The sequence below is a fragment of the Cupriavidus sp. 05T42 genome, assembly GCF_056396345.1.
The window spans coordinates 256,446-268,743 of record NZ_JBFTLH010000004.1 but is presented as its reverse complement, the minus strand read 5'-3'; the positions used below and the strand labels follow the sequence as shown (position 1 = coordinate 268,743).

The window sequence follows — 12,298 nt, the reverse complement described above, 5'->3', positions numbered from 1 at the left end:
TGACTGCTGGCCTGACCGGGGACGGTCAGGCGGCGGGTGCCGGCGCCGGGGCTGCCTCGGGCGCCGGTGCCGGGGCGGGCGCTGCCTGGGCCGGCTGCGGCTTGGGCTTCAGGCCCGGGAAGAGCTGGTCGACCAGTTCCTCGATCTTGGACGCCGGCGGGATCAGGTGGCTCAGGTTCACGCCGCCCGCGCTGCGGTTGGCGTTGAACAGGGCCTTGCCCACGCGCTCGCCGTTGCGGTAGATGGTGATGTCCGCCGAGGTCAGGAATGGCGTCACGTAGGTCTGGCGCTGGGCCGTGTAGGTGGCCGTCATCGGGCACGAGGCGATCGACGAATACGGCGGCAGCATCTTCACCTCGAAGTTGCGCGCGCGCAGCGAGGCCGCGAAGTCTTCCACATAGGCATTGCCGTTCACCTGGTTGGTGACCACGCAGAACAGCGCGCCATCGGCGCCAATCACCTGGTTGCCATCGACACGGAATTCGGCCGGGCCGCCATAGGCACCGGACTGGTAGCCGGCGATGGGGTCGTACGTGACCGGCCGGTCGACCGGGGTGACCGCCTGGTAGGTGGAACAGCCGGTGGCCAGCAGGGCCAGCGCAGCGGCAAGGGTTGCTCTCTTCATGGTGTGTCCTGGATCGCGTCGGCGAGGGTGCCGGCCGCCCGGGCTCACAACAACAAGCGAGGGGCGCAGTGCCGGCAGCATGCCTGCGTACTGTAGGCGTGCGGCGCGGCGGTCAATGCGGGGAACAGAGGGGGAAAATCGGCCCAGCCGTGCTGTCAGGCGGCCAGGCGGCCCGGGAGGCGCTTCTTCGTTAGGGACTTAGTTGGCGCCGCCACGTACCAGGCACTCGTTCAGCAGCGGCGTGCCACCCTCGGCCAGCCCGGCGCCGGTGCACTCCACGGCCACCTTCTGGCCGCGCCGGACCATCGTGGCGCGTGCCTCCACCTCGCATCGGCGCCCGGCCGGTCCGCAGATCTGTTCCGGCAGCAGCACGGCGCGGACCACCTGGCCCGGCGCATCGGTGCGGATCTCTAGAAACACCTCCGTCCCTTCACGGCGAATGCCGCTGGCCACGCCTTCCACGATGAAGTATTTGCCCCGATAGCGGTCGTCGGCCGCCCCGGTGTTGTCGCGATAGTCGTTGAGCAGGGCCGCCGCCGCGTACTCGGGCAGCCGGTCGGCGGGACGGTTCTCGTCGATGCTGATCGGATCGAGCGTGCCGTCGTGCGGAATGCCGCGCGGCACGCTGGCCGGCACCACCTCGGCCGTCTCGGCGGGAGCGGGCCCGGTCGGCACGATCTCGCCAGTGTCATTGCCGACAAACCACAGGATGCCGATGATCGCCACGAAGACGATGATGAGAAGGGTTTGCCGGAGACGGGACATCTTGGAGGGGGGCTGAGGAGGAAAAGCGGCAGTTTACCCGGTTGGGCCGCCCGAGACCCCATCGGCGTCGCCAACCTGCGCCAGCAACTGCGCCTTGGCCGCCGCCAGCACCTCGTTGGACAGCCCGGTGCCCAGCGTGGCGCGCGACAGCACGAGCGCGCCGACCATCGTCGACAGCTGCGCGATGGCCGCCGCGCGCCGTGCCGCCGGGTCGTCGCCCGGCTGCACGCCCTCGAGGATCTCGAGCAGATCGCGGATACCGTCGACAAAGGCCGCACGCACCGGTTTCTCCTCGCCCTCGCGGGCGACGTCATTGGCCAGCGCCGCCGCTGCGCAGCCGGTGCCGGCGGCGTTGCGGTTGCGCACGGACAGGTAGTTCTCGATCAGCCCGGCGAGGGCGGTGGCCTTGTCCGGAGATTCCTCCACCCGCTTGCGCCAGCGCGCGCCCGATTCCTCGAACGCCCGCGTGCAGGCGATGGCCGCCAGCGCATCCTTCGACGCAAAATGGCCATAGAACCCGCCATGCGTCAGCCCAGCCGCCCCCATGAGGTCCGCCACGCTGATGCCATGAAACCCCTGCTCGCGAAACAGCCGCGAGGAGACCTGTTCGATAGTGACGCGGTGCCGTTCGGCTTCCGCCTTGGAGACGCGGGGCATGTGTAACTCCGGTTCAGGGATGTGCGGCCCGGGCAGGCCCTACTTCCCAATACAAAACCGCGTGAAGATGGTTCCCAGCAGGTCGTCGCTCGTGAACTCGCCGGTGATGCTGTTGAGGTGGTCCTGCGCCAGCCGCAGTTCCTCGGCGAACAGGTCGAGCGCCTGGGCCTGTTGCTGCGCGCGTTCGGTGGCCACGTCGAGGTGGGACTGGGCGTTGCGCAGCGCGGTGAGATGGCGCTCGCGCGCGAGGAAGGTGCCCTCGTTGCCGGACTGCCAGCCGATCAGACGCAGCAGTTCGCGGCGCATGAGGTCGATGCCCGCGCCGGTGCGCGCCGAGATCCAGATCTCGGTCGGGTTCGGCCCGTTGGCCGCCACCACGTGCGGGCGGTTGCCGCCGAACATCATCTCGCCGGCGGCGGGCGCCATGTCGATCTTGTTCACCACGCGCACGATCGGCGCGCCCGGCGGCAGGCGGCCGCTGAGCTGGTCGTCGATGTGGTCGTCGATCTCGGACAGGCCATGCTCGATGTAGTCGGGGGCATCCACCAGATGCAGCACGATGTCGGCGCGGCCGATGGCCTCCCAGGTGCGCTCGATGCCGATGCGCTCGACCTCGTMGGCGGCGTCCTCGCGCAGCCCGGCGGTGTCGATGATGTGGAGCGGAATGCCGTCGATCTGGATCGTCTCGCGCACGCGGTCGCGCGTGGTGCCGGCAATCGGCGTGACGATGGCCAGTTCGGCGCCCGCCAGGGCGTTAAGCAGCGACGACTTGCCCACGTTCGGCTGCCCGGCGAGCACCACCGACAGCCCCTCGCGCAGCAGCGCGCCCTGGCGCGCCTGCTTCAGCACGCCGGCGAGGTCGCTGCGGATGCGGGCCAGCTGGCCGCGCGCGTCGGAGGCTTCGAGGAAATCGATCTCTTCCTCGGGGAAGTCCAGCGTGGCCTCCACCAGCATGCGCAGATGGATGACCTTCTCGACCAGCGCGTGGATGGCCTTCGAGAATTCGCCTTCCATCGAGCGCGCGGCGGAACGCGCCGCGGCCTCGGTGCTGGCTTCGATGAGGTCGGCCACTGCTTCGGCCTGGGCGAGGTCGAGCTTGTCGTTCAGGAAGGCGCGCCGCGTGAACTCGCCGGGCTCGGCCACGCGCAGGCCAATCTCGCGCCCGGACTCCAGGCAGCGCGACAGCAGCATCTGCATGACCACCGGTCCGCCGTGGCCCTGCAGTTCGAGCACCTCTTCGCCGGTGTACGAGTTGGGGGCGGGGAAGTACAGCGCGAGGCCGTGGTCGATCACGCAGCCGCGCGCATCGAGGAAGGGCAGGTAAGTGGCATGGCGCGGCTTGAGCGTCTGGCCGCAGACCGCGCGCATCACGGTGCCCACATCGGGGCCGGAGACGCGCACGACGCCGATGCCGCCACGACCTGGTGCGGTAGCGATGGCGGCGATAGGAAGCTGGGGAGCAGTCATGGGCACTATTGTCGCAGAACGGGATGGGTGCGGCGCATGCCGGCGGTTAGGGCGGGGTGGGTTTGGCTGTCGATTCGGCCATGGATTCGGTCGTCGATACACCGAGGCATTCCGCCATCAACCGACGTGCCACCGAGGCGTCGATCACGGCGCCGAGCTCCCCCTGCCTTGCCACGAGTTGCTTGCGCAGTCCTTTGCGATAGCACTTCGGCAGGACATCGGACAGCGCTTCGATCGCATAGCGCAGCCGCTTGTTGCCGATGCGGAGCTTGTGCACGTGCTCGGTCCGGCCGTCGCGCGCGGTGCGGGTGAGGTCACGTACCCGATCGCGTGCCTTGCGGATGCGCTTGCGGGCGAACGCGCCCAGCTTGCCGCGCGATTTGCGCCCGGCAAGGTGCAGCAGGTCTCGGTGCAGTGTAGGCAAAGGCGCCTGCCGATATCGTGACAATCGTGTAACCATGCCTTCCCGCGCGGCCGACCGGCGTGCCTGCGCGGTCTCGATCAGCGCCACCAGCACGGCATCGCCAGGATGGTCGGCCAGCGCCGGGGACAGCGTCTCGATGACGAACACGTCCCAGTCGCGCACGTCGCTGGCGGCGTTCGCCACGTCGCGCAGCGCCCGCTTCCAGCGGGCCTTGACGCGCGCGGGCTGTACCGGGCCGAAGGCCCAGGCCACGGCGCGCAGGTGTCGCAAGGCCACGCGCAGCGCGTGGACGTCCTCTGCCTGATCGCGGTGCAAGACCAGTTCCAGCCCGTCCTCCACGGCGCTGAGGCCCTGCGTGGCCAGGTCCACGAAGGCTTGGGCCGGACGCATGTTCCGGTGCAGGGCGGGGGCGGTTGGCATCGGCAACCTCTGACCTCCACGACAATGACTGTGTCACTGCAGTGTAGGCGATAGCGCACGCGTCGCCGGAGATGCTGTGACCGCTGCGCCGCACAAGGGCGCCCAAGGAGTTGCCGCTAGCGCGTGGCGACGATGAACACGCGCGGGAATGGCAGCAGCACCGTGCCGTCGGCCATCGCCGGGAAGACCTTGGCCAGCGCGGCTTCGTACTGGCGCAGGTAGTCGGCCTGCTCGGCGGCGTCCAGCGGCGCCAGGAATGGCCGCAGGCCGCTGCCCTTGAACCACTCCACCACGGCGGCGGGGCCGCCCTTGAGGGGATGCTGGTAGATGGTGCGCCAGACATCCACGCGCGAGCAATGCGGCTTGAGCAGTTCGTAGTACCAGCGCTCGGACGCCAGCGGCGTGCGCGCCTGCGCCGCCGCCGTGAGTTTGGGCGACCACGGCCCGTTCATGGCCGTCTCGCGCATCAGCAGGTGCGGCGGTTCGTCGAGGTTGTCCGGCATCTGCACGGCCAGGCTGCCGCCCGGCGCGAGCTTGCTCACCAGCGACGGGAACAGCGTGGCGTGATCGGGCACCCACTGGAACACCGCGTTGGCCAGGATCACGTCATAGGGGCCGGCGTCGGTCCACGTGGTGGCGTCGGCGAGGGCGAAGTCGATATTCGGCAGGCGCTTGCGGGCGGCCGTCACCATGTCGGCATCGCTGTCCAGGCCGGTGACCTGGGCGTCGGCATAGCGCGCCGCGAGCACCTCGGTCGAGTTGCCGGGCCCGCAGCCGATGTCGACCACGCGCCGCGCCTCGCGGGTGGGAATCGCCTGCACGAGGTCGCGCACCGGGCGCGTGCGCTCATCCTCGAACTGTACGTACTGGCTGGCCGACCATGTCATCTCGCGTCCTCTTCATCGTGGCTGGATCAGGGCACAAGCATACGCCGCCGGCGCACCAAAAAAGAAGCCCGGCGCGAGGCCGGGCTTACTTTCAGATTCGTCTCAGGCGAATGTCAGCGCGATCAGCCCTTGGCCACCGCCGCCGCCTTGCCCTTGCCGAGCATCCGGTTGATCTGCCATTGCTGGGCGATCGACAGGATGTTGTTCACGACCCAGTACAGCACCAGGCCGGCCGGGAAGAAGAAGAACATGAACGAGAACACCAGCGGCATGATCATCATGACCTTCGCCTGCACGGGGTCCGGCGGGGTCGGGTTCAGCTTGGTCTGCACGAACATCGACACGGCCATCACCACCGGCAGGATGTAGAACGGATCCGGCACCGACAGGTCGTGGATCCAGCCCAGCCACGGCGCGCCGCGCATTTCCACGGACGAGAGCAGCACCCAGTACAGCGCGATGAACACCGGGATCTGGATCACGATGGGCAGGCAGCCGCCCAGCGGATTGACCTTCTCGGTCTTGTACAGCCCCATCATCTCCTGGTTCATCTTCTGCGGATCGCCCTTGTGGCGTTCGCGGATGGCGGTCATGCGCGGCTGCAGGTCCTTCATCTTGCCCATGGACTTGTAGCTCGCCGCGGACAGCGGGAAGAACACCAGCTTGATCAGCACCGTCAGCGCGATGATCGACCAGCCCCAGTTGGCMAGCACGCCATGCAGCTTCTCGAGCAGCCAGAACAGCGGCTTGGCGAGGATGGTCAGCCAGCCGTAGTCCTTCACCAGCTCCAGGCCCGGCGTGATCTGCTCGAGCATGCGCTCTTCCTGCGGACCGGCGAACAGGCGGGCATCGGTGGTCACCGAGGCGCCCGGCGCGATCTGGCCCAGCGGCTGCTGGATGCCCACGCGGTACAGGTTCGGATCGATCTGCTCGGCGTAGAAGCTGTGCTGCTTGCCAGCCTGCGGAATCCAGGCGGAGGCGAAGTAATGCTGCACCATCGCCACCCAGCCGCTGGTGGTGGCAGCCGGCACGGTGGCCTTGCCCTTGGCGATGTCTTCGAAGCTCAGCTTGTGATACTTGTCGGCATCGGTGTAGATGGCCGGGCCGGTGAAGGTGCTGTAGAACTGCGACTGCTCGACCTTGCTGCCGTCGCGCGCCAGTTCCAGGTACAGCGTCGGCGAGATCGGCGCCGTGCCGGCGTTGGTCACGTCGAAGCGCGCATCCACCACGTAGCTGCCCTTGTGGAAGATGTAAGTCTTCACGAACTTCACGCCGCTCTTCTCGGCAGTCAGCACCACTTCGAGCTTGTCCTTGCCATCCAGCGTACGCGGACCCGGCGCAACCGAGAACACCGTGGTGTGGTTGGGCAGGTCGCCGCCGATCAGGCCGGAGCGCGCCATGTAGGTGCGGTTGGCGTCACGTTCGAACAGCACGACCGGCTTGCCGTCCTTCTCGTGGTGCTTGAGCATCTCCAGGCGGGACAGGATGCCGCCGGCCGTGTCGATCTCGGCACGCAGGTCGTCGGTGGTGACCACCACCTTCTCGCCCGTGGGCTGGGCAGCGGCCTGCGGGGCGCCAGGCACTGCGCCCGGCGCCGAAGCACCCGCGGTGGCCGATGCGTTCGCCTTGGGCACGTCGCCCTGCGCCGCAGCGCCGCTCGCGCCGCCGGCCGGGGCGGCCTGCTGCTGCGTGTTGGCGCTCGGGAAGAACATCGACGCGTGGCCGTTGGCGCGCTGCCAGTTGTCGTAGAGCAGCACGAGGGCCATCGAGAAGATGACCCACAGGATGGTGCGTTTGATATCCATGTCTCGMTATGGTCGGAGGAAATCAGGGTCTCGGGAGCCGGACCGTGACAGGCGGGCGGCCTGGCGCGGCGGAGGCAGGAGTCGCCGCGGCGGCATTCCCGTGTTTCGTGGGGTCGGGCACGGGATCATACCCGCCCTGCGTGAAAGGATGGCAGCGGCAGAGCCTGCACGCGGCCATCCAGCTGCCCCGGGCCGGTCCGTGCAGCACGATGGCGTCACGGGCGTACTCGGAGCAGGTAGGCAGGAAGCGGCACCGCGAGCCCAGGTACGGACTCAATGCGATCTTGTAGATGCGCAGCAGGGCAAGCAGGATTCGCTTCATGGTGGATATCAGGCAGGCGCGTTGGGCGTGGCAGGCGCCGCCGGGCCGGCCGCATCGACGGCGGGCGGGGCGGTGGGCAAGGGTCTGGCCGCCACCTCGAGCAGGCCGGCGATTTCCGCAAGGCACGCCCGCCGGACGGCCGTCCGGCTGGCGAAGTCCGCGCGCGGAAACTTGGCCTGCAGCCGCAACAGGATGTCGCGGCCCGCGAGTTTGGCTTGCTGGCCCCGGAACAGTTCCCGCGCCATGCGCTTCACGAGGTTGCGCTCGGCGGCGCGCGGCGCGAACTTCTTGCCGACGACGATGCCCAGCCGGGCCTGCGCCTGGCCGTTGGCTCGCACGTACAGCACGAAGTGTGCGCTGCGACGCCGTGGCCGCAAAGCAAAAACGGATGAAAATTCATCCGTCTTTGTGAGCCTCGCGGCTTTGGGAAAGGCATGGGTAGACACGCTGTGCAAAGCTAGCGGGATCGCTGGGCTTGCGGCGGCTGCCCCTGGCTGACCTGAGTGCGAGGCGGTGGCGGGGACGGTCAGTGCGCGGTGCGATGGCAGGCCATCGCGGCGCTCGACCGTCCGGGCCGGTCGCCCGGCGCTCAGATGGCCAGGCGCTTGCGGCCCTTGGCGCGACGAGCGTTGATGACGGCACGGCCGCCGCGGGTCTTCATGCGCACGCGGAAACCATGGGTACGCTTGCGGCGGGTAACGGAAGGTTGGTAGGTACGTTTCATGTTGCACTCTCTGGTTGATCCGGGCTTTCCGGGCGCCGGCCAATGCCGGGGCGCCTTGGCCGCCGCGTATGGTTCGCATGGGGCCGCCGCAATTCCGATCGGGTTTGCTGCGGTCTGCCGACGATTCTGGTTCTGTCTTGCTGCCGGCCGCCGCTGGCCTGGCTGAAGGCCGAGGCGCTGACGGGGGATCAGGCCGCTTGCCTKATGCCGCACATGTTTACACGTGGCGGTACGGGCCAGACCCGGCGATGCGCATACGTGATCCCCTGCCGCATCGCAGAACCCGCCATTTAACCGATATTCGCGCGAACTGTCAAGGCAACGGATGGCCAGTGCCGCCGACGCCGCCACAATGGCAGGCGCATGCGTCGGTGCGCCATTGTCCACAATGGCCGGTGGGTAACCTTGTGGGTATCCGGGGTCACCTATATGCGGTAGCCAAGATGTCCAACTCGTTGTTTCCGATGGATTATCAGCTGCCCAGGCCCCTCTCCGGGCCGTTCTTCCTTATAGGTTGTGCACAGCAATCCACTGAATTTTCACAACTTGTCCACAGGGTTATCCTTTGTGGATAACTTGAGGCGGGGGGTACAATCCCGGTCCAAACACTACACGGGCCGCGTGGCGCACGCACAACCCGGACTTCCTGCCTTGGTATACCGCTTGATCGGGCGATGCTTGCCGCACGCCGATGGGGTGGCATTGCCGCGTCGCGCTGGCCCCCGAGGGGCCGCGTGGCGGGAAGCCGGATGATTGGCGGGCACCCCGATACTCGTGACGCGCTGCGGCCTGGCGCGATCACCAAACAAGAACACATGCAAGATTTCTGGCAGGCGGCAGCCGCGCAACTCGAGCGCGAACTGACGCCGCAACAGTTCAAGACCTGGATCAAGCCGTTGGCGCCCGTCGCCTTCGACGAGGAGGCGCATGCGCTGCGGATTGCCGCGCCTAACCGCTTCAAGCTCGACTGGGTCAAGAGCCAATTCTCGGGCCGCATCACGGCCCTCGCCTGCGAATATTGGGAAGCGCAGGTTAGCGTTCACTTTGTCCTTGACCCTGCCGCCTCGGGGCGCGCGGCCGCCTATACCCAGCAGGCCACGGCACAGATGGGTGACAACGCCGGCGCGCACGCTGCAATGGGTACGCCGATGGGCGCACCCGGCAACGGCTATCCGAGTGGACAACACGGCGCTTCTCATGCGCCGCAGGGAACCGGTTATCCCGACTATCCGAACCCGGGCGCGCCGAGCGGCTATCCCGGCATGGCTGCCCTGAATCCCCAGGGCAACTACCCGGCGCGGCCGCAGATGCCGCAGGCGCCGCACACCGGTCATCCGCTGCAAGGCAATGCCGGCGGMCATGGCGCGGATATCGGTGATATCGACGTGGCCCAGATGGACCCGTCGGAGGCCAGCGCGCGTTCGTACCGCGTGCAGCCCCAGCATCCGCAGCATGTGCAGCAGCACCCGCAGCACCAACAACACCCGCAGCACCAGTCCCACCCGGGCCAGCCGCAGCCGATGGGCGGCGCCCAGCCTAGCGACACGGTGCATGAGCGCTCGCGCCTGAACCCGATCCTGACGTTCGACAACTTCGTCACCGGCAAGGCCAACCAGCTGGCGCGCGCCGCCGCGATCCAGGTGGCCAACAACCCGGGCAAGTCGTACAACCCGCTCTATCTCTATGGCGGCGTGGGCCTGGGCAAGACCCACTTGATCCATGCCATCGGCAATTTCATGCTGATGGAGAACCCGCGCGCGCGGATCCGCTACATCCACGCGGAGCAGTATGTGTCCGATGTGGTGAAGGCGTACCAGCGCAAGGCGTTCGACGAGTTCAAGCGGTACTACCACTCGCTGGACCTGCTGCTGATCGACGATATCCAGTTCTTCTCCGGCAAGAACCGTACGCAGGAAGAATTCTTCTACGCGTTCGAGGCGCTGATCGCGAATCGCGCGCAGGTGATTATCACCAGCGACACGTATCCGAAGGAAATCACCGGCATCGACGACCGGCTGATCTCGCGCTTCGACTCGGGGCTGACCGTGGCCATCGAGCCGCCCGAGCTCGAGATGCGCGTGGCCATCCTGATGAAGAAGGCCGCCGCCGAGAACGTGAGCGTGCCCGAAGAGGTGGCGTTCTTCGTCGCCAAGCACCTGCGTTCCAACGTGCGCGAGCTGGAAGGCGCGCTGCGCAAGATCCTGGCGTTCAGCAACTTCCACGGCAAGGACATCACGATCGATGTCACGCGTGAGGCGCTGAAGGACCTGCTAACCGTGCAGAACCGCCAGATCTCGGTGGAGAACATCCAGAAGACCTGTGCCGACTTCTACAACATCAAGGTCGCGGACATGTATTCGAAGAAGCGGCCCGCCAATATCGCCCGGCCGCGCCAGATCGCCATGTACCTGGCCAAGGAGCTGACGCAGAAGAGCCTGCCGGAGATCGGCGAGCTGTTCGGCGGACGCGACCACACCACGGTGCTGCACGCCGTGCGCAAGATCGCCGACGAGCGGAGCAAGGACGCGCAGCTGAACCACGAGCTGCACGTGCTGGAACAGACGCTCAAGGGGTGATGCCTGAGCCGGTGACGCAGGTGAATCCTGCGCCGCCTGGCACCGTTTTATGATTTTAAAGGTTGGCCTTGCCGGGCTGGCATACTACAGGGTGCGCGCCCGGCGGCAAACGGGCGACTGAACGAAACGCTTGGATCGCGGGAAATCGGCCTCAGATAAGGCTTTGCGGTGAGTCGGGGCGGCTTGGCGGGAAGAAATGACGGATCGTGGCTTTTTAGGCACAGCCGTCCTCCGCGCCGGAGCCGGCCCGCTTCACCGCAGCGGCTTATCCTTGGTACAATGCACAATTAACTCCTTGATTCCTAAGTGAATTTGGGGTTGCGCGCAACCTGCGGTCGCTGACGACAAACGACGAAGGATAAATTCAATGCAATTGGTCAAAACCTCGCGAGACAATCTGCTGCGTCCGCTGCAAATCGTGAGCGGCATCGTGGAGCGCCGCCACACCCTCCCGATCCTGGCCAACCTGCTGATTCGCAAGTCCGGCTCGAATGTTTCCTTCCTCTCGACGGACATCGAGATCCAGATCACCACCCACGCCGAATGCGGCGTTGGCAGCGACAGCGTGGCCACCACCGTGGCGGCGCGCAAGCTGCTGGACATCCTGCGCGCGATGCCTGACGGTGACGTGGCGCTGTCGCTGAACGACAAGCGGATGACGGTGCAATCGGGCAAGAGCCGCTTCGCGCTCCAGACGCTGGCCGCCGAGGAATTCCCGACTGTGGCCGAGGCTGCGGAGTTCAACGCGAGCGTGAGCCTGCCGCAGAAGACGTTCAAGCATCTGCTGGCGATGGTCCACTTCGCCATGGCGCAGCAGGACATCCGCTATTACCTGAATGGCATGCTGCTCGTCGTGGACGGCAAGAAGGTGATGGCCGTGGCCACCGACGGGCACCGCCTGGCGTACTGCGGCGTGGAACTCGAGACCGAGGCCACCGGCGGCGGCGCGCGCCAGGAAGTGATCATCCCGCGCAAGACCATCCTGGAACTGCAGCGGCTGCTCGAAGATAACGACGATCCCGTGCAGGTGCAGCTGGCGGCCAACCAGGTCAAGTTCACGTTCGCCAACATCGAACTGATCAGCAAGCTGGTGGAAGGCAAGTTCCCGGACTTCCAGCGCGTGATCCCCAAGGGCTACAAGAATGCGTTCGCGATCGACCGCGTGAAGCTGCAGCAGGCGCTGCAACGTACCGCCATCCTGACCACGGACAAGTTCAAGGGCGTGCGCTGTATCCTCGATACGCACATGCTGAAGATCAGCTCGACCAACGCCGATCAGGAAGAGGCGCAGGAAGAACTCGAACTCGATTACTCGGGCGACGCGCTCGATATCGGCTTCAACGTGACCTACCTGCTCGACGTGCTGGCCAACCTGAAGAGCGAACAGGTGCAGGTCAGCCTGGGGGACTCCAATTCGAGCGCCCTGATTACCGTACCGGAAGACGACAACTTCAAGTACGTCGTCATGCCGATGCGGATCTGATGACCGGGACTCCGGTCATGCCCGCCCACGCGGGGATGGCCGTGGACTGTCCAGTAGACAACCGGGCACACACCGCAGCAGGGGCAGGATCCCAACGATCCGCCCCTTTTGCCGTTTTTAAGTAACCCGCCATTGCGGACCCC

General features: G+C 66.7%; 12 protein-coding genes. 2 read left to right on the top strand and 10 right to left on the bottom strand.

The features are described 5' to 3' along the window. Positions 1-25 precede the first annotated feature (25 nt). From AC1EJR_RS07400 to rpmH, 10 genes are all read right to left on the bottom strand, one after another. Complete coding sequence (locus AC1EJR_RS07400) at positions 26-625, bottom strand: Sbal_3080 family lipoprotein (protein ID WP_092291094.1); 600 nt, start codon at positions 623-625, stop codon at positions 26-28. Between the two features lie 198 nt (positions 626-823). After that, the gene (locus tag AC1EJR_RS07395; protein WP_092291096.1) at positions 824-1,390 is read right to left on the bottom strand and encodes an OB-fold putative lipoprotein; all 567 of its coding nucleotides are present in this window, start codon (positions 1,388-1,390) and stop codon (positions 824-826) included. 33 nt (positions 1,391-1,423) lie between these two features. Further along, a complete protein-coding gene (locus AC1EJR_RS07390; RefSeq protein ID WP_454757451.1) occupies positions 1,424-2,047 on the bottom strand; it encodes a TetR/AcrR family transcriptional regulator in 624 nt (207 codons plus the stop codon). 39 nt (positions 2,048-2,086) lie between these two features. Continuing rightward, entirely contained in the window at positions 2,087-3,514 is a 1,428-nt protein-coding gene (gene mnmE, locus AC1EJR_RS07385) for a tRNA uridine-5-carboxymethylaminomethyl(34) synthesis GTPase MnmE (protein WP_477146948.1), read from the bottom strand. Positions 3,515-3,560: 46 nt separating this feature from the next. Further along, positions 3,561-4,358 carry a CHAD domain-containing protein gene (locus tag AC1EJR_RS07380; RefSeq protein ID WP_477112773.1) on the bottom strand — a complete coding sequence of 266 codons (798 nt, stop codon included), beginning with the start codon at positions 4,356-4,358 and terminating at the stop codon, positions 3,561-3,563. A gap of 116 nt (positions 4,359-4,474) precedes the next feature. Further along, positions 4,475-5,245, bottom strand: coding sequence for a trans-aconitate 2-methyltransferase (gene tam / locus AC1EJR_RS07375; RefSeq protein WP_441591533.1), 771 nt, complete (start codon positions 5,243-5,245; stop codon positions 4,475-4,477). Between the two features lie 122 nt (positions 5,246-5,367). Further along, a complete protein-coding gene (yidC, locus tag AC1EJR_RS07370; protein WP_441645438.1) occupies positions 5,368-7,050 on the bottom strand; it encodes a membrane protein insertase YidC in 1,683 nt (560 codons plus the stop codon). A 22-nt stretch (positions 7,051-7,072) separates the two neighbouring features. Then, positions 7,073-7,372: a membrane protein insertion efficiency factor YidD gene (gene yidD, locus AC1EJR_RS07365; protein WP_092291108.1), complete on the bottom strand. Its 300-nt coding sequence runs from the start codon at positions 7,370-7,372 to the stop codon at positions 7,073-7,075. Positions 7,373-7,380: 8 nt separating this feature from the next. Further along, a complete protein-coding gene (gene rnpA / locus AC1EJR_RS07360; RefSeq protein WP_092292073.1) occupies positions 7,381-7,818 on the bottom strand; it encodes a ribonuclease P protein component in 438 nt (145 codons plus the stop codon). 143 nt (positions 7,819-7,961) lie between these two features. Continuing rightward, positions 7,962-8,096, bottom strand: coding sequence for a 50S ribosomal protein L34 (gene rpmH, locus AC1EJR_RS07355; protein WP_008650850.1), 135 nt, complete (start codon positions 8,094-8,096; stop codon positions 7,962-7,964). Positions 8,097-8,911: 815 nt separating this feature from the next. On the opposite strand from rpmH, the gene dnaA reads away from it, so the two are divergent. Further along, a complete protein-coding gene (gene dnaA / locus AC1EJR_RS07350) occupies positions 8,912-10,672 on the top strand; it encodes a chromosomal replication initiator protein DnaA (RefSeq protein ID WP_092291122.1) in 1,761 nt (586 codons plus the stop codon). A gap of 367 nt (positions 10,673-11,039) precedes the next feature. Beyond that, a complete protein-coding gene (gene dnaN / locus AC1EJR_RS07345; protein ID WP_092291124.1) occupies positions 11,040-12,155 on the top strand; it encodes a DNA polymerase III subunit beta in 1,116 nt (371 codons plus the stop codon). Positions 12,156-12,298: the final 143 nt, after the last annotated feature.